The sequence below is a fragment of the Streptomyces sp. NPDC020379 genome, from assembly GCF_044387105.1.
Taxonomy (GTDB): domain Bacteria; phylum Actinomycetota; class Actinomycetes; order Streptomycetales; family Streptomycetaceae; genus Streptomyces.
In genome coordinates this window covers 101,278-117,523 of record NZ_JBIRVR010000020.1, presented here as the reverse complement: position 1 = coordinate 117,523, position 16,246 = coordinate 101,278, and the positions used below count along the sequence as shown (strand labels likewise).

Below are 16,246 nucleotides of genomic sequence, written 5' to 3'. Positions count from 1 at the left end.
ACCTTCGCGCAATCTCCCACCCGCCCCACATCTGTCCGCGTCTTCGGGGTAGCAGAGCGGAGTCGGCGGCGTGGCACGTCCGATGGATCCGAATCGCGACGCGTTACGTCCCTTCCATGTCGATCCGAGTCCGCGCTGTCGGAGGTGGGATGCAGTGGCAGGTTTCAGAGCACTCGCACGAGAGGTGCGCAATCCACGGAACACCATCGCCTTGCGACGGACCTCCCTGCGCAAATGCCTCGAACGCTTCGCCCCCTACGGGCACCGGGCGACCTGGCACCACCTGTGCGCCCTGGCGGGGCTCGACCCCGACGACCGCGCCCCCGATCCGGCCCGGCTGATCGCGGCGCTGACCGAACTGGAGGAGGCCCGCGCGGTCTGGCTGGCCTACGAGGCGTCCTTCGCCGACCGCCGCAAGCGCGAGAAGCACGACGGAATCCGCCAGCCCTGCGCGGTGGACGACTGGCACCGCAACACCTGGGGCGGCTGTGACGTGGTGCCCTGTGTGAGCCCCACGGTGTATCCGGCGCCGCGGCTCTCCGACGTCCTGCGCCGGGTGATCGCCGCGATGGAGGCCGGCCCCGGCGACGGCTGCCCCGTCTGCCGGAGCGATCAGCTCGAATGGCGCTCCGACCTGGAGCGCTATCCCATGGAAGGGCCCGTCTGCACGGACTGCGGCATCGTGGTGCCGGTGCCCGTGCTCACCACCGCCGCGCTGACGACCGCGCGGCGGCGGACGTTCCAGGAGCAGTACGCGGTCGTGTGACCGCGCGGAGCAGGGGTGGTGATCGCCGGACCCGCCCCTCCCCGGCGGCATCTGATGTGCGGCTCCGCCGCACGGGGGGCTGCGCCCCAGACCCCGCGACACGGCTTCGCCGCGTTGTCCTCAGTTGTCCTCAAACGCCGGACGGGCTGGATTCAGCGACCGTGGTTCGCAGATCCGCGGGCCACGGACCACGGTCCGCGCCTCCGGCCCTTGGGGGCTCCTCGGGGGGACACCCCAAGAGCACTCTTGCCCCAGGCGGTGACGGAAGGCGCGGAGCGAGGGGGTGGTGACCGCCGGCCGTCCGCGGTGCGAGGATGCGGCGCACACGGCTCTTCGGGCGACGAAAAGGCGGACGGCTATGGCGCAGCTGCACGATCTGACCGCGTTGGAGCAGGGTGCGGCGGTACGGACCGGGCGGGTCTCGCCCGTCGAGCTGACCGAGCACTATCTGGAGCGGATCGAGCGGCTGGACGCCGCGGTGGGGGCGTTCATCACGGTCACTCCCGAGGTGGCCCGCAAGCAGGCGGCCGACGCCGAGAGCGAGGCGGCGGCCGCCCGCCGCGAGGGGCGGCCGCTGTCCCCGCTGCACGGGGTGCCGGTGCCGGTGAAGGACCTCAGCTTCGTCGCGGGCGTGCGGTGCACCCTGGGCTCGGCCGCGCTGGCGGACCACGTCCCGGCCGTGGACGACCACGTGGTGAGGCGGCTGCGCGCGGCGGGCACGATCCTGCTGGGCAAGACCAACACCCCGGAGTTCGGCCTGCCCGCGCACACGGAGAACGACATCGCGCCGCCCGCCCGTACGCCGTGGGACCTCACCCGGTCCGCGGGCGGCTCCAGCGGCGGGGCGGGCGCCGCCGTGGCGGCCGGGCTCGCACCGCTGGCACACGCCAGTGACGGCGGGGGTTCCGTCCGCATCCCGGCCTCCGTGTGCGGGCTCTTCGGCATCAAACCGAGCCGCGGCAGAGTGAGTTCGGGCCCCGTGCTGCACGACATCACCGGGCTCTCGACCTCCGGCTCGCTGGCCCGTACGGTGGCCGACGCGGCGGCGCTCCTCGACGTGCTCGCGGGCACGGAGCCGGGCGACCCGTACAGCGCGCCCCCGCTGCCGCCCGGCGAGACCTTCGCCGAGCACGCGCGGCGCGCCCCGCGGCAGCTGCGGGTGGTGCGGCTGACGGGCACTCCGGTGCCGGGCGTCACCGCGCACCCCGACTGCCTCGCGGCGGCGGACGAGGCGGCCGCCCTGCTGAGCGGGCTCGGCCACGACGTCGAGGAGCTGTCGCTGCCGGACGACCCGACGCTCGCCGAGGCGTTCACGCGCGTGTGGGAGGTGCTGGCCGCCGTCCAGCCCGTGCCGCCGGGCCGCGAGGAGTTGCTGACCCCGCTCACCCGGCTGCTGCGCGAGCGCGGCAAGGCCGTCAGCGGGCCGGATTTCTCACGGGCGCTGTACGCGATGCGCAAGCTCACCCAGCTGGTGGCCGACGGCCTCCAGGCGCCGGGCACCGGCTACGACGTGATCCTCACCCCGACGCTCGCGCAGCCGCCGCTGCCGGTGGGGGCGTTGCGCGACGACGGCGACCCGGCGGCGGAGTTCGCGGCGCTGATCCCGTTCCTGCCCTTCCCCCCGCTCTTCAACGCGACCGGGCAGCCCGCGGTGAGCGTGCCGCTGCACTGGAACGCGGCGGGCCTGCCGATCGGCATCCAGCTCGCGGGCCGGTACGGGGACGAGGCGACACTGATCTCGCTGTCGGCGCAGCTGGAGTCGGCGAAGCCATGGGCCGGGCGGCGGCCGTCGATGTGGTGAGCGCCGCCCGGGCGGTGTCCTCAGTCGCCGGACCGGCCGGCTGTGGACCGGCGGCGCTCCACGAGCAGGCGGGAACCGCTGCCGAGCCGTCCCACCGCGTCTTCCGGGTTGGAGAGCACGCAGCTGTCCAGTGAGAGGCAGCCGCAGCCGATGCAGTCGTCCAGGTGGTCGCGCAGCCGGCCCAGCTGTTCGATGCGCTGGTCGAGCTCGCCGCGCCACAGCTCGGACAGCCGCGCCCAGTCCTCGCGGTTGGGCGTGCGCTCGTCGGGCAGCTCCGAGAGCGCCTCGCGGATGGTGGCGAGCGGGATGCCGACGCGCTGCGCGGCCCGGATGAAGGCGACGCGGCGCAGGGCGTCACGGTCGTAGCGGCGCTGGTTGCCCGACGTCCGGCGGCTGCTGATCAGACCCTTGGTCTCGTAGAAGTGCAGTGCGGACACGGCCGCGCCACTGCGCGCGGACAGCTGTCCGACGGTGAGTTCGTGGACCTCGAAAGGAATCTGCGGCACGGGTCCGACCTTACGTCAGCGGGGGCGTTGACATCACGACCAGCACCGAACATCCTGAGCAAGCGCTTAGACACAGTGGTCGTGCTCGGGAGGCAGCGGCATGGCGGAACCCCGGATCTTCTCCTCGTCCGACGAGCTGCGAGCAGCGGTCGGCGAGGAACTCGGCCCGAGCGACTGGCTGGAGGTGGACCAGAAGCGGATCGACCTCTTCGCCGCGGCGACCGGGGACCACCAGTGGATCCATGTGGACCCGGAGCGCGCGGCGGCGGGCCCCTTCGGCACGACGATCGCGCACGGCTATCTCACGCTCTCCCTGCTGCCGTCCCTGGTGCCGCTCCTGATGCGGGTCTCCCCCATGCGGATGGGCATCAACTACGGGCTGAACAAGGTCCGCTTCCCCGCCCCCGTGCCCGTCGGCTCGCGGCTGCGCGCACGGGCGGTGATCACCGAGGTGACCGAGGTCGAGGGCGGCGTCCAGCTGACGACGGCGGTCACCGTCGAGCGCGAGGGCGGCGGGAAGCCGGTGTGCGTGGCGGAGTCGGTGAGCCGCTTCACCTGGTGAGAGGGGCTCTGGTGCCCGCGTTCCGGCGGGCGTTAGGTTGAGGCCACGGGGAATTCGATGATGCGTACGGAACATCGAGCACCGACACCGCGAGGAGATGAACCGTGATCGCGCACGACGGTATGTACATCGGTGGCAGCTGGCGGCCCGCCGTCGGGACCGGCGCCATCGAGGTCGTCAACCCCGCCGACGAGCAGGTCATCGGCCAGGTGCCCGCAGGCTGTGCCGAGGACGTCGACGCCGCCGTGGCCGCGGCCCGCGCCGCGCTGCCCGGCTGGGCCGCCACCGCGCCCGCCCGGCGGGGCGAGTTCATCGCGGCGCTGCGTGACCAGCTGGCCGCCCGGCAGGACGAGATCGCGGCGACGGTGACCGCCGAGCTCGGCTCGCCGATCGGCTTCGCCACGCGGGTGCACGCCGGACTGCCGGTCGCCGTCGCCGGTTCGTACGCGGAGCTCGCCGCCACGTACGCCTTCGAGGAGCGGGTCGGCAACTCCACGGTGCTCCAGGAGCCCGTCGGCGTCGTCGGCGCGATCACGCCCTGGAACTACCCGCTGCACCAGATCGTCAACAAGGTGGCCCCCGCGCTGGCGGCGGGCTGCACGATCGTCCTCAAGCCCGCCGAGGACACGCCGCTCACGGCCCAGCTGCTCGCGGAGTGCGTGGCCGCGGCGGAGATCCCGGCGGGCGTCTTCAATCTGGTGACCGGCCTCGGCCCGGTCGCGGGCCAGGCCCTGGCCGAGCACCCCGGCGTCGACCTGGTCTCCTTCACCGGCTCGACCGCCGTCGGCAAGCGGATCGGCGCGATCGCGGGCGCGGGCGTCAAACGCCTCGCCCTCGAACTGGGCGGCAAGTCGGCGAACGTCGTCCTGCCCGGCGCCGACCTGGAGAAGGCCGTCGCCGCCAACGTCGCCGACGTCTGCCGCAACACCGGGCAGTCCTGCAACGCCCTGACCCGGCTGCTCGTCCACAGCGATCAGTACGAGGAGGCCGTCTCGCTGGCGGCCGCCGCCGTCGCCGCGTACGCCCCGGGCGACCCGACCGACCCCGAGGTCCGCGTCGGCCCGGTCGTCAACGCCAAGCAGCACGCCCGCGTGCGCGGCTACATCGACCAGGGCGTCCAGGAGGGCGCCCGGCTCGTCGCCGGCGGCTCCGACGCGCCGGAGGGCCGGGAGAAGGGCTACTTCGTCCGCCCGACGGTCTTCGCGGACGTCACCCCGGAGATGACGATCGCGCAGGAGGAGATCTTCGGCCCGGTGATCTCGCTCCTCAAGTACGAGGACGAGGAGGAGGCCCTGCGGATCGCCAACGGCACGGTCTACGGCCTCGCGGCCGCGGTCTGGGCCGCGGACGAGGCGACGGCCGCGGCCTTCGCGCGGCGCCTGGACGCCGGGCAGGTCGAGATCAACGGCGGCCGCTTCAACATCCTCGCGCCGTTCGGCGGTTACAAGCAGTCGGGCGTCGGCCGGGAGCTGGGCGCGCACGGCCTGACGGAATACCTGCAGACGAAGTCCCTGCAGTTCTGACGGCACAGCCCGGCGGGAGCGGGGCGGGCGGGGACAAGTGCCCGCACGCCGCGCCCCGTTGAGCCGTGCGCGGTTCACCGTTCGCCCTTCGCCGTTCCCCGAGAGGAAGCCATGGTCCGCGCCGCCGTCCTGACGAGCACCGGCACTCCCCTGCGCATCGCCGGGATCGACCTCCCGGACCCCGCGCCGGGGCAGGTGCGGATCAGGCTCGCCGCCGCCGGGGTCTGCCACTCCGACCTCTCGCTCTCCAACGGCACGCTCCGCCAGCCCGTTCCCGCCGTCCTCGGGCACGAGGGCGCCGGCACGGTCACGGCGGTGGGCGAGGGCGTCACGCATGTGGCCCCCGGCGACGCGGTGGTGCTCAACTGGGCGCCCTCCTGCGGTACCTGCCACTTCTGCGGGCTGGACGAGCCCTGGCTGTGCGCGGACGCGGGCGCGGCGGCGGCCGTTCCGTACGCCACGCTCAGCGAGGACGGCACCGGGCTCTATCCGGGCCTGGGCACCGCCGTCTTCGCGGAGGAGACCGTCGTCCGGGCGAGCGCCGCCCTCCCCCTGCCCGACGGCGTGCCCCTGACGGAGGCGGCGCTGCTGGGCTGCGCGGTGCTCACCGGCTACGGCGCGGTGCACCACAGCGCGCGGGTCCGCGCCGGGGAGTCCGTGACCGTCCACGGCATCGGCGGGGTGGGCCTGGCCGCGCTCCAGGCGGCGCGGATCGCCGGGGCGGGGACGATCGTGGCCGTCGACGTCTCGCCGGAGAAGGAGGAGCTGGCCCGCGCCGCGGGTGCCACCGAGTTCCTCGTCGCCGGGGAGGGCACCGCCAAGCGGATCCGCGAACTCACCGGCGGCCACGGGGCCGACGTGGCCGTCGAGTGCGCGGGCCGCGCCGAGGCCATCCGCACGGCCTGGTCGGCCACGCGCAGGGGCGGGCGCACCACGGTCGTGGGCATCGGCGGCCGGGACCAGCAGGTGACGTTCACGGCACTGGAGCTCTTCCACTTCGGCCGCACGCTGTCGGGCTGCGTCTACGGCAACAGCGACCCGGCCAAGGACCTGCCGGTGATCGCCGAGCACGTGCGGGCCGGGCGGTTCGACCTGTCCGCGATGGTCACCGGCCGGATCGGGCTGGACGGCATCCCGGAGGCGTTCGAGGCGATGCTGGCGGGGCGGGGCGGCCGCTCCCTGGTGGTGTTCCCGCAGGGGTGAACGGCCGCCTGCCTCACCTCACGTCTCGTCGCGCACCGGCAGGTGGATTACCACCAGCACCAGGGCGGCCACCACGAAATTGCGCTCGGCGGCCTGGAGTCCGTTCCACTTGGCGGACTGCCACATCGCGAACCACTCACCGCCGATCGCGATGAAGCCCATCCCGAAGAGCAGCAGGAGCATCACGAGCCCGACGGTGGTGAGCCGCCGGGCCGCTCCGCGCACCGCCGCTCCGCGCAGCCAGAGCACGGTGCCCGCGATCAGCACGAGGGCCGCGACGGCCTCCCAGATGATGATCGCGACGTAGGCGATGTCCTGCACGGTGTGGTCGGTGATGGCCCGCCACATCAGGTCGTCGTCCTTGAAGGTCGTGTCCATCGCCAGGACGTGCCGGACGAACTGCTGGTTGGTGCCGAAGTCGGTGATGTTGCCGAAGGCGACGAGCGCCGTATAGAGCGCCACGGTCGCGGTCAGCGCGACCGCGGCGACGGGGAGGTTGCCGAAGCGCCCCGCCCGGCCTTGCCATGTGTTCGCCATGTGAGTGTCTCCCGCCCTGGCCGCGCCCCTGCCGGATGCATGCCCGTCCGGTCGGCGGTATACGCGGAGGCGCAAAGGCGTCGCGGCCCCCGGACGAAGGCCGTGGGGAACAGGCGGCGCAGCGGCTTCGGGGGCCCCGGCCGCGGCGGGAAGCCCACGCCGCCCGGGCCACGGCCTAAGCGCTTGCTCAGCCTCGGGGGTATGGTGTTCCTTCCGCCGCCGGGCAGTCCGCGGCGCAGCCGAGGAGCGGGGGCCCGGGATGGACGCGAAGCACACGCGGGGCGAGGAGTGGGCCGAGGTCACACCCGACGCCGCGCGCCGGCTGGTGACCGCCGCCGTCGCCGCCTTCGCCGAGCGCGGCTACCACGCCACCACCACCCGCGACATCGCCGGCCGCGCGGGCATGAGCCCCGCCGCGCTCTACATCCACTACCGGACGAAGGAAGAGCTGCTCTACCGCATCAGCAGCGTCGGACACCGGCTCGCCCTCGATATCCTGCGCCGGGAGCAGGGCGGCGACGGCACCCCCGCGGAGCGCCTCGCCGGCGCCGTAAGGGCCTTCGTCCGCTGGCACGCGGAGCACCACACCACCGCGCGTGTGGTGCAGTACGAGCTGGGGGCGCTCGGCGAGGAGCACCACGCCGAGATCGTGGGGCTGCGCCGGGACACCGACGCGACGGTTCGCGCGATCATCGAGGACGGCGTCGCGGCGGGCGACTTCGACGTCCCCGACGTGCGCGGCACCACGCTCGCCGTGCTCTCCCTGTGCATCGACGTGGCCCGCTGGTTCAACGCGGAGGGCAAGCGCACTCCGGACGAGGTGGGCGAGCTCTACGCGGATCTGGTCCTGCGCATGGTGGGCCACCCGGGCTGACCGGCCGGCGCCGTGAGGTGCTCGAGTCCGGTCCTGCGCACAGTGGGTCACACCGGCTGACCGGCCGGCGCCCCGAGGTGTTCCAGCACCTCACGAAGGCCGGCCGGGGCGCTGGAGGGCAGCCCCCGCCCGCGCCGGGTGAGGCCGTCGAGGAGGCCGCGGGTGCGGGCCGAGGCGATCCCGGCGGCGGCCACCGGGACGAGTCCCTCCGCCACCTCCTCCGCCTCGCGCCACGCGTGGAGGCCGAGCAGGCAGTCGAGCAGCCGCGCGGCGAAGATGTGCCGGTACCCCGCCCCGGCGCCCGCCTCCTGGAGCGCCGCCCGGCGCAGGTGGGGCACGGCCGCCCGCGGCTCGCCGGCCTCCTGGAGCACGAACCCCTGGTGCCCGTCGACCTCGTCCGCGGTCATCCACCAGGCCCAGAACGGGTCGCCGTCCCGCTCGCCCTCGGCCAGGAGCGAGCGGGCGCGGGCGAAGGAGCGGGCGGCCTCGGCGGCGCGGCCCGTGCCCGCGAGGCCCCGGGCCTCCCGCACACGGAAGACCGCCTCGACGCGCGGCGACAGGCGCCCCCGGTCGAGCACCTGCCGTGCCACCGCCAGCTCGCCCCGGGGCCGGCCGGACCAGCCGGACGCGAGGGCCATGTTCTGGAGGGTGAGCAGCTCGGTCGCCCGGTCGCCGGAGCGCCTGGCCAGGCGCAGGGCCGTCCGGTTGAACCCGGCCGCCTCGCCCGGCCGTTCGGCGTCGAAGAGCGCCCAGCCCGCCACTTCCGCCAGCTCGGCCGCGGCGGCGAGGACGTCCCGCTCGTACGGCCGCTCGGGCCCGCGCTCCCGCAGCAGCCTGCGCACGGCGGTGAAGGCCCGTACGGCCGCGTCGGCGGCCGGTGGTCCGCCGGGCTCGTTGTCCAGCGCGACCAGGCGCTGCGACAGTCCGCGGACGGCCTGGGCGAACTCTTCACCTCTCGGCTCGTTCCACCGTATGAACTCCGGCCACTGGCGCATCGGTCCCCCCTGGTGTCAGGCGTCCGATCCTCGCAGCCGCCACGCTCTGGCGCTGATCCATTGACGTGCCCGGCCCGGAATCCTACGGTCTCCCATAGGAATCCATCGGCGCGGGGAGCACGCGATGAGCGATACGGGCGACGAGCAGGCCCGGAAGTCCGCCGAAGCACTGGCCTACTCGGCCGGTTTCGGCAACGAGCACAGCAGTGAGGCCGTCCCCGGGGCGCTGCCGCACGGGCGGAACGCGCCCCAGCGGGCCCCGCTCGGGCTCTACGCGGAGCAGCTGAGCGGCACCGCCTTCACCGAGCCCCGGCACAGCAACCGGCGCTCGTGGCTCTACCGCATCAGGCCCTCCGCCGCGCACCCGCCGTTCACCCGGACCGGCAACGGCGACATCAGCAGCGCCCCCTTCACCGACTGCGTGCCCGACCCCAACCGGCTGCGCTGGAGCCCGCTGCCCGAGCCCCCCGCGGGCACCGACTTCGTCGCCGGGCTGTGGACGCTGGGCGGCAACGGCGACGTCACCCAGCGCACCGGCATGGCCGTCCACCTCTACGCCGCCAACACCTCCATGACCGACCGGGTGTTCAGCGACGCCGACGGCGAGCTGCTGATCGTCCCCGAGCGCGGGGCGCTCCTGCTGCGGACGGAGTTCGGCCTGCTGCGCGCCGAGCCCGGCCACGTGGCGCTGATCCCGCGCGGGGTGCGCTTCCGGGTGGAGCTCCTGGACACCGCGTCCGACGGCGGGCAGAGTCCGGCGGCGCGCGGTTACGTCTGCGAGAACTACGGGCAGCCGTTCACCCTGCCCGACCTCGGGCCGATCGGCGCCAACGGGCTGGCGAACGCCCGGGACTTCCTCGCCCCGGTCGCCGCGTACGAGGACGTCGAGGGCCCGGTGGAGGTGATCAACAAGTTCTGCGGGAACCTCTGGTCGGCGACCTACGACCACTCGCCGCTGGACGTCGTGGCCTGGCACGGGAACCTCGTCCCGTACGTCTACGACCTGCGGCGCTTCAATGTGATCGGATCGATCAGCTACGACCACCCCGACCCGTCGATCTTCACCGTGCTCACCTCGCCCTCGGACACCCCGGGGCTGGCGGGGGTGGACTTCGTGGTCTTCGCGCCGCGCTGGCTGGTGGGCGAGGACACCTTCCGGCCGCCGTACTTCCACCGGAACGTGATGAGCGAGTACATGGGCCTGATCGAGGGCGCGTACGACGCGAAGGCGGAGGGCTTCCTGCCCGGCGGCGGGTCGCTGCACAACATGATGTCGGCGCACGGCCCGGACCGGGAGACCTTCGACAAGGCGAGCGCGGCGGAGCTGCGGCCGCAGAAGGTGGACAACGGGCTGGCCTTCATGTTCGAGACACGCTGGCCGGTCACGACGACGGAGCGGGCCAGGACGGCGGACCACCTTCAGGCGGGCTACGACGACGTATGGCAGGGTCTGGAGCGCCACTACCGCCGGTGACGGCGACCCGCCCATACCGTCGAACGCCTTCCTCGCAGCCGTAGAGCCGGAGCCCCTCGTGACCACCTTCGCCCCCGACTCCGTCACGCTCAACCGGAAACTGCCGCTCTGGTATCAGGTGTCGCAGTCGCTGCGCGCCTCGATACTCGGGCGGAGCGCCGGTGATCCGCTGCGGCTGCCCACCGAGGACGCGCTCGCCGCGCACTACGGCGTCAGTGTGCTCACCATGCGGCAGGCGCTGAAGGAGCTGGAGACGGAGGGGCTGATCAGCCGGCACCGGCGGCGCGGCACCTTCATCGAGCCGAGCGCGCGGCGGAGTTCGCCGGTGCGGCTGCTCGGCTCGGTGGACGCCATCGTGGCGCAGCAGTCCGGCGAGCGGACGGAGGTGCTCGGCCACGGCCCGGAGAAGATCCCGGCCGAACTGGCCGAGCACTTCCCCGGGCTCGACGAGGCGATGGCCTACCGGCGGCTGCGCTGCGACGAGCGGACCGGCGAGCCGACGAACTGGGCGGAGAACCTCGTCCGCCCCGAACTCGCCGCGCGCATCGGGCTCGCCGATCTGGAGCGGTGGCCGATGACCAAGGTGCTGCGGGACGCGGTGGGCGTGCGCATCAGCCGCATCACCGACACGGTCGAGGCGAGGCTCGCGGATCCGGAGACGGCTCGGCTGCTTCAGGTGCCGTTGCTGAGCCCGATCCTCTTCTACACGGGGGTGACCTATGACGAGGCGGGGCGGGTGGTGGATGTGGCGCGCATCCACTATCGCGGGGACCGCTTCTCCTTCACCGTGACGGTGGATGCGCGGTAGCCGACGCGCCCGCGGCGGGTTTTTCCCCAGCCCCGCCCCTTCCCGGCCGCATCTGATGTGCGGCTCCGCCGCGTGGGGGGCTGTAACCGGCACAACCGGCCCGTCCGGCGTTCGAGGACGCGGCCGCAGGCCGCTCCCGCCGCTGGGGGCACCCCCGGACGGATTCCGGGGGAGGTAGCTGGGGGAGGCAACGAAACCCGCAGCCGGGGGGGCCGGGGCACGAGCCCCGATTCCGGCAAGGGGCGGGGCTGGGGAAAGCCCGCCGCAGGCGCCCGCCGGCCCGCACCCCGACGCACACCACCCCGCTACGATGCCCCGCGTGACCGCCGACGCGCCCCTCATCGCCGACCTCATGCCCTGGGCCGTCACCCCCTGGCGCCTCGGCCGCCCCTGGGTCACCGCACCCGACGCCGCGTCCCTGAAGGCCCGTTGGGCCGCGCTCGCGGCCGCACCCGACGACAAGACCCGCGACGAACTCTTCCGCCCCACCCGCCACCGCACACCGCTCAGCGCGGTCGCCCAGCTCCCCGGGCAGGCCACGTCGACCGGGCGGCTCGCGCACGGGATGGGGGCGTGCCCCGAGCCGGTGCGGATCGCGCACGGGCCGTACGACGAGCGGTGGTTGCTGCCCGACCACCGGCTCGTCGACGCGGCGCGGCCGGAGCTGTGGCGGGTGGCCGACGACCGTCAGATCCATCTGCTGGAAGCGGCGCCGGGGACGGACGGCCCGGCCTTCTCCGCGCTCCTGCCCGACGGGCACTCCCCCGACGGCAGGCCCGGCAGGATCCGGCCGCTCTACCGGCGCCCCGGCGGGCTGGAGCCCAATCTCGCGCCCGGCCTCCTCGACCACCTGGCGGGCACCCTCGGACGGGCCGTGTCCGCCGAGGACTTCCTCGCCTGGACCGCGGCGGCCGCCCGTCCGACCCGCGCCGGGACAGCCGTCCCGCTGACCGCGTCACCCCGGCTGTGGGAGGAGGGAGTCGCGCTGGGCCGACATGTGGTGTGGGTGCACACCCGGGGCGCGCGGTGCGCCCCCGCGCCGGGCGAACGCCCCCGTCTGCCGGGCGGCCGCAGGCCCTACGTCCGTGCCGCCGTCGCGTCCGGTCCGCCCGGGAGCCTGGACTACGACCCGGCGGGAGAGACGCTGCTGCTGGGCACGGGCCGGATCGCGCCGGTGCCGGAGGGGGCCTGGGAGTTCCGCGCGGGCGGGGCGCGGGTGCTGGAGAGCTGGTTCGCGGAGCGCACGGCCACGGGCGGGCCCGGGACGCTGGAGGCCCTGCGGCCCGCCGGCTGGCTGCCGGAGTGGACGTCCGAGCTGCTGGAGCTGATCACGGTCCTGGCGCTGCTGGCCGAGACGGCGGACCGGCGGCCGCTGCCCGTACCGGACGGCGGACCGGACGCCGCGGAGCTGCGCCGCGCGGGCGTGCTCCCACCGCCACCCGCCGCCCGGCGGCCCGCGACGGTGCTGGGCCACCAGGAGGAGGGACCGGAGGGCCAGTTCGCGCTGCTATGAGCCGCGGCGGCCCCCGCGAAGTCTTCCCGCGCCTCACCGCACCCACCGCCGCCGAGGAGGCCGCCGCACGACCACGCTCGCCCTGCCCGACAGCCGGTCGACGCCCGGCCGCGACCAGGGCGGACCGGCCACCACGTCGGCGCTCTCCCCGCTGCCGCTCTTCCGGCCGGCCACGGCCTGGGTGGGGCACTGCGCCGGGCTGGTGGTGGGCGGCGAGGAGGCGGCGGGACAGCTGGACGCCCGCGCGTTCGTGCTCCCGCTGATCCCGGACGCCCATGTGCCGACCGCGGGCATGCCGAGATGGCCGCGGACGGTGGCCGAGTGGAACCCCGTCAGCGCTGGTCACCGCGGCCGGGACCTCTTCGGCAACGGCGGGCCGCCCCCGGCGTCTCCTGGCCGGTGGCCCACACCGTCGCGGCGGCGCTCGGCCGGGCGGCGGGCCTGCCTGCGGTCTTCGTGCCGCCGACGGTACGGGCGCGACGCGGCCTCAAGGCACCGTCGGCCCCGGGCATGCTACAGCGCCGATCGGCCCGCCCTGGGGAGAGGGCATACGGCCGACGGCGCTGAGCCGGGTCGGTGTGGTGGGCGGCTTACGCGATCCGGGCCGGGGTCCGGGTCAGCCGTGGTTGCCGAAGAGCGATCGGCGCAGTCGTCTGAGCGGTGCCAGGAGCGAGACCTTGGCGGTCCTGCTCTGCTTGGCCGCCACGCGGTCACGCGCGGTCAGCTCCCGCATCAGCAGGGTCGCGTTCTCGACCTCCCGCTGCGGCAGGGCGGGTCCGCCCAGCACCGCGAGATGGCGGTCGAGGCGCGCACTGGTCGCACCGCTGTTGCAGTTGATGGCAGGCACTCGTGCCCTGCCGCGCATCGCTATCTGATCCATCGAAACTCCCCACCCGTACGAGGCACCCCGGCCCAGGCAGAGTAACCCTACCGCCCCATTCCGTCACCCGCGCATCGGCAGGCCGTATTCACCACTCCGTCAAGGGCGTTGACGAACCTGGCGTGAACCTGCCGTTACTGGGCGCGAGTTGATGCGGGCCGGAATGCGCGGAACGGGGGGCAATCACGCTCCGTTGCGGTACATTCACCCCGAATTGCTCTCTTGCGGGAGGGGGCCCGTCGATGAGCGGGAATTCCGGAGCCGGGTACGGCGGCCAGGGCGAGCGGTGGGTGGCGGACCGGTATCGGCTGCTGGACCGGCTCGGCCAGGGTGGTATGGGCGTGGTCTGGCGGGCGCGGGACGAGGTGCTCGACCGCGAGGTGGCCGTGAAGGAGGTGCGGGCACCGGCCGGGCTGCTCGACCACGAGGTGCGGCAGCTCTACGCCCGGATGGAGCGCGAGGGCCGGGCCGCGGCCCGCATATCCCACCCCGGTGTCGTCACCGTCTACGACGTGGTGACCGAGGACGGCCGCCCCTGGATCGTCATGGAGCTGATCCGTGGCCTCTCCTTCGCCGATGTCCTGGAAGCGGAGGGGTCCGTCACGCCCGCGCGCGCGGCGCACATCGGCGCGGAGACGGTCGCCGCGCTCCGGGCCGCGCATCAGGTGGGGGTGCTGCACCGCGATGTGAAGCCGGGCAACGTCCTGCTGGCGAACGACGGCCGGGTGGTCCTCACCGACTTCGGCATCGCGACGGTCGCGGGCAGCTCCGCGCTGACGCGGACCGGCGAGCTGGTGGGCTCGCCCGAATACCTGGCCCCCGAGCGGGCGCTCGGGCGGCCGCCCGGCCCCGCCTCGGACCTCTGGTCGCTGGGCGTGACGCTCTACGCCGCGGTGGAGGGCTTCTCGCCGTTCCGCCAGGACACCCCGCTGAGCACGATCAGGGCGGTGGTGGACCAGGAACTCCCGCCGCCGCGCGGCGCGGGCGCGCTCACGCCCGTACTGGAAGGACTGCTGCGCAAGGAGCCGGAGCGGCGGCTCGGGGCCGAGGAGGCGGAGCGGATGCTGCGCGCCGTCGCGGGCGGGCAGCCCGGCGCGGACCTGTCCCACGCGCCGACGGTCCCCGCGCGTCCGGCCGCCCCGCCGCCCTACGCCACCGGGCCCCGCACCCCTCCCCCGGGTTTCGGCACCGCGCCCGGCGCCCCGGAGCCGCAGCCCGGTCCCGGCGACAGGCAGCACCGGCGGACCCTCCTGGTGCTCGTCACCGCGGCGCTGGTGGCCGCGCTGCTGGTGGGCGGCCTGGTGTGGGCGCTCACCCGCGGCGGCGGTGACTCCGGCGGTACGGCGGCCGCGAGCGGAGCCTCCTCGGCCGACAGCCGGAACGCGGGCGTGCCCCCGTCCACCGGCTCCGGGAGCTCCGCCGCCTCGCCCGGCGACTCCGCCGACTACGGGGTGCGCGTCACGGTCGTGGCGCAGCGCGACCAGTACACCGGCGCCTGCCCGCCGTCGGCGGGGGCCGCGCCGTCGTTCCGGGCGTCCGTCGCCGTGGGCCGGGCCCCGGTGGACGTCGTCTACCGCTGGGTGACGGGCAGCGGCAAGGTCACGGACGGCGGCTGGCGGACACTCCACTTCACCACCGCCCGCACACAGACCTTCAGCCATGTGGAGTCGGACCGCGGCCCTTCGGACGCGGGTGACGACTGGATCGCCGTCGAGGTCAAGAGCCCGCAGCGGCTGACCTCCTCTCATGTGTCGTTCACGGTGCGGTGCGACAAGCCGTCGCCGAACAGTCCGTCGGTGTCGTCCGGTCCTTCGAGCTCGCCGGGCCGGTCACCTTCCGCGGGCGGCTCGACCCCGGGCGGCGGCGGGTACGGCGGTACGTACGGATCAGGCGGCTGAGGCGAAGACGGGCAGGTAGCCCTCGGCCTGGCCGGAGGCGGTCGGGTGATAGGACTCGTCGACGGGGAAGGCCACGCTGTTGAGCCAGGGGCTGCCGGAGCAGATCTCGTGGCCGCTGAAGGTGGTGTTGACGTCGGCGTAGGCGAAGCCATGATCGGCGGCGCGCTCGGCGATGACGGCGTCGATGGCGTCGGCCGCGTCGTCGACCGCGGATCTCACGTTCTCGCTGAGCCCGCCGAAGCAGCTCCCGTCGAGTTTGTAGAAGCGCGGGTAGCCGATGACGACGACGCGGGCCGAGGGCGCCTTGGCACTGATGGCGGAGTAGACGCCGTCCAGCCGGCCGGGCAGCGTGTTCTGGATGTAGGCGCGGGCCTGGGCGATGCGGTCCAGGCAGACGCTCTCCATGCTGAGCACGCAGGTGGTCATGGTGTCCGCGAAGCCCGCGTCGTTGCCGCCGATGGTGATGCTCACGAGCCCGGTGGAGGCGTTGAGCGGGCCGAGCTGCCCGCTGAGAACATCACCCGTTCGGGCGCCGGAGCACGCGGTGAACGCGAAGCTCGCGGGGGCGTGCGCGGCGGCCCAGAGCTCGGGGTACGCCTTGGCGCTGCGCTTGCACGAACCGCTCGCCGCGTCGTAGTCACCGGCCCCGACACCGGCCGAGTAGGAGTCGCCGAGGGCCACATAGCCGGGAGTTGCGGTCTTCCCGGCGGCCTGGACGGGCCCGGCGCCGAGCAGGGCGAGGGTGGCGGTGAGCGCCAGCGCGGATACGGAACCCACGACTCTGGCCAGTTTCATGGAACCTCCTTTACCAGGGGCGCTGCTCACTCCGTGGTAGCAGTCACCCGCATGCGATGGAAGTGTCCATGTCAAAACCATGGGATAGGTGAATGGTTGACGATCGTCTCG

General features: G+C 74.2%; 16 protein-coding genes. 10 read left to right on the top strand and 6 right to left on the bottom strand.

Annotation, left to right across the window (positions count from 1 at the left end; translation table 11 throughout):
* Positions 1–154 precede the first annotated feature (154 nt).
* Complete coding sequence (locus ACH427_RS24415; RefSeq protein ID WP_398872485.1) at positions 155–766, top strand: hypothetical protein; 612 nt, start codon at positions 155–157, stop codon at positions 764–766.
* A 358-nt stretch (positions 767–1,124) separates the two neighbouring features.
* Positions 1,125–2,567, top strand: a complete 1,443-nt coding sequence (locus tag ACH427_RS24410; RefSeq protein ID WP_398872483.1) for an amidase — start codon at positions 1,125–1,127, stop codon at positions 2,565–2,567.
* Positions 2,568–2,587: 20 nt separating this feature from the next.
* Here the strand turns inward: ACH427_RS24410 and soxR are convergent, their stop codons facing one another.
* Positions 2,588–3,073 (bottom strand): redox-sensitive transcriptional activator SoxR, encoded by a 486-nt coding sequence (soxR, locus tag ACH427_RS24405; protein WP_398872481.1) that lies wholly within the window; start codon positions 3,071–3,073, stop codon positions 2,588–2,590.
* Positions 3,074–3,173: 100 nt separating this feature from the next.
* On the opposite strand from soxR, the gene ACH427_RS24400 reads away from it, so the two are divergent.
* The 3 genes from ACH427_RS24400 to ACH427_RS24390 all read left to right on the top strand — a co-directional run bounded on the left by ACH427_RS24400 (position 3,174) and on the right by ACH427_RS24390 (position 6,361).
* Complete coding sequence (locus tag ACH427_RS24400) at positions 3,174–3,635, top strand: MaoC family dehydratase (protein ID WP_398872479.1); 462 nt, start codon at positions 3,174–3,176, stop codon at positions 3,633–3,635.
* Between the two features lie 104 nt (positions 3,636–3,739).
* Positions 3,740–5,158: an aldehyde dehydrogenase family protein gene (locus ACH427_RS24395; protein WP_398872477.1), complete on the top strand. Its 1,419-nt coding sequence runs from the start codon at positions 3,740–3,742 to the stop codon at positions 5,156–5,158.
* Between the two features lie 111 nt (positions 5,159–5,269).
* Positions 5,270–6,361, top strand: a complete 1,092-nt coding sequence (locus tag ACH427_RS24390; protein ID WP_398872475.1) for a Zn-dependent alcohol dehydrogenase — start codon at positions 5,270–5,272, stop codon at positions 6,359–6,361.
* 18 nt (positions 6,362–6,379) lie between these two features.
* Here the strand turns inward: ACH427_RS24390 and ACH427_RS24385 are convergent, their stop codons facing one another.
* The gene (locus tag ACH427_RS24385; protein ID WP_398872473.1) at positions 6,380–6,898 is read right to left on the bottom strand and encodes a DUF2165 domain-containing protein; all 519 of its coding nucleotides are present in this window, start codon (positions 6,896–6,898) and stop codon (positions 6,380–6,382) included.
* Positions 6,899–7,157: 259 nt separating this feature from the next.
* On the opposite strand from ACH427_RS24385, the gene ACH427_RS24380 reads away from it, so the two are divergent.
* Positions 7,158–7,772, top strand: coding sequence for a TetR/AcrR family transcriptional regulator (locus ACH427_RS24380; protein WP_398872471.1), 615 nt, complete (start codon positions 7,158–7,160; stop codon positions 7,770–7,772).
* A gap of 47 nt (positions 7,773–7,819) precedes the next feature.
* On the opposite strand, the gene ACH427_RS24375 is transcribed toward ACH427_RS24380, so the two are convergent.
* Positions 7,820–8,767, bottom strand: a complete 948-nt coding sequence (locus ACH427_RS24375; protein WP_398872469.1) for a hypothetical protein — start codon at positions 8,765–8,767, stop codon at positions 7,820–7,822.
* Positions 8,768–8,891: 124 nt separating this feature from the next.
* Here ACH427_RS24375 and hmgA point away from each other — a divergent pair, with 124 nt between their 5' ends.
* The 3 genes from hmgA (at position 8,892) to ACH427_RS24360 (ending at position 12,562) form a co-directional block, all read left to right on the top strand.
* Positions 8,892–10,241 (top strand): homogentisate 1,2-dioxygenase, encoded by a 1,350-nt coding sequence (gene hmgA / locus ACH427_RS24370; protein WP_398872467.1) that lies wholly within the window; start codon positions 8,892–8,894, stop codon positions 10,239–10,241.
* 58 nt (positions 10,242–10,299) lie between these two features.
* Complete coding sequence (locus tag ACH427_RS24365) at positions 10,300–11,049, top strand: GntR family transcriptional regulator (protein ID WP_398872465.1); 750 nt, start codon at positions 10,300–10,302, stop codon at positions 11,047–11,049.
* Positions 11,050–11,359: 310 nt separating this feature from the next.
* Positions 11,360–12,562, top strand: a complete 1,203-nt coding sequence (locus tag ACH427_RS24360) for a type ISP restriction/modification enzyme (RefSeq protein ID WP_398872463.1) — start codon at positions 11,360–11,362, stop codon at positions 12,560–12,562.
* Positions 12,563–12,595: 33 nt separating this feature from the next.
* On the opposite strand, the gene ACH427_RS24355 is transcribed toward ACH427_RS24360, so the two are convergent.
* Together ACH427_RS24355 and ACH427_RS24350 are read right to left on the bottom strand one after the other, a co-directional pair.
* Positions 12,596–12,856 carry a hypothetical protein gene (locus ACH427_RS24355; RefSeq protein ID WP_398872461.1) on the bottom strand — a complete coding sequence of 87 codons (261 nt, stop codon included), beginning with the start codon at positions 12,854–12,856 and terminating at the stop codon, positions 12,596–12,598.
* A gap of 322 nt (positions 12,857–13,178) precedes the next feature.
* Positions 13,179–13,442 (bottom strand): hypothetical protein, encoded by a 264-nt coding sequence (locus tag ACH427_RS24350; RefSeq protein WP_361535206.1) that lies wholly within the window; start codon positions 13,440–13,442, stop codon positions 13,179–13,181.
* A 242-nt stretch (positions 13,443–13,684) separates the two neighbouring features.
* On the opposite strand from ACH427_RS24350, the gene ACH427_RS24345 reads away from it, so the two are divergent.
* Positions 13,685–15,340, top strand: a complete 1,656-nt coding sequence (locus ACH427_RS24345) for a serine/threonine-protein kinase (protein WP_398872458.1) — start codon at positions 13,685–13,687, stop codon at positions 15,338–15,340.
* Here the strand turns inward: ACH427_RS24345 and ACH427_RS24340 are convergent.
* On the bottom strand, positions 15,329–16,135 hold the full coding sequence (locus ACH427_RS24340) for an SGNH/GDSL hydrolase family protein (RefSeq protein WP_398872456.1): 807 nt from the start codon (positions 16,133–16,135) through the stop codon (positions 15,329–15,331). The genes ACH427_RS24345 and ACH427_RS24340 overlap by 12 nt on opposite strands.
* Between the last annotated feature and the right edge of the window lie 111 nt (positions 16,136–16,246).

What these genes read in the sequence shown, in the direction of transcription:
- ACH427_RS24410 (WP_398872483.1), top strand. Translation starts at nt 1,125, where the DNA reads ATGGCGCAGCTGCACGATCTGACCGCGTTGGAGCAGGGTGCGGCGGTA.
- ACH427_RS24400 (WP_398872479.1), top strand. Translation starts at nt 3,174, where the DNA reads ATGGCGGAACCCCGGATCTTCTCCTCGTCCGACGAGCTGCGAGCAGCG.
- ACH427_RS24390 (WP_398872475.1), top strand. Translation starts at nt 5,270, where the DNA reads ATGGTCCGCGCCGCCGTCCTGACGAGCACCGGCACTCCCCTGCGCATC.
- ACH427_RS24385 (WP_398872473.1), bottom strand. Translation starts at nt 6,898, where the DNA reads ATGGCGAACACATGGCAAGGCCGGGCGGGGCGCTTCGGCAACCTCCCC.
- ACH427_RS24380 (WP_398872471.1), top strand. Translation starts at nt 7,158, where the DNA reads ATGGACGCGAAGCACACGCGGGGCGAGGAGTGGGCCGAGGTCACACCC.
- ACH427_RS24375 (WP_398872469.1), bottom strand. Translation starts at nt 8,767, where the DNA reads ATGCGCCAGTGGCCGGAGTTCATACGGTGGAACGAGCCGAGAGGTGAA.
- hmgA (WP_398872467.1), top strand. Translation starts at nt 8,892, where the DNA reads ATGAGCGATACGGGCGACGAGCAGGCCCGGAAGTCCGCCGAAGCACTG.
- ACH427_RS24360 (WP_398872463.1), top strand. Translation starts at nt 11,360, where the DNA reads ATGCCCCGCGTGACCGCCGACGCGCCCCTCATCGCCGACCTCATGCCC.
- ACH427_RS24355 (WP_398872461.1), bottom strand. Translation starts at nt 12,856, where the DNA reads ATGCCCGCGGTCGGCACATGGGCGTCCGGGATCAGCGGGAGCACGAAC.
- ACH427_RS24350 (WP_361535206.1), bottom strand. Translation starts at nt 13,442, where the DNA reads ATGGATCAGATAGCGATGCGCGGCAGGGCACGAGTGCCTGCCATCAAC.
- ACH427_RS24345 (WP_398872458.1), top strand. Translation starts at nt 13,685, where the DNA reads ATGAGCGGGAATTCCGGAGCCGGGTACGGCGGCCAGGGCGAGCGGTGG.
- ACH427_RS24340 (WP_398872456.1), bottom strand. Translation starts at nt 16,135, where the DNA reads ATGAAACTGGCCAGAGTCGTGGGTTCCGTATCCGCGCTGGCGCTCACC.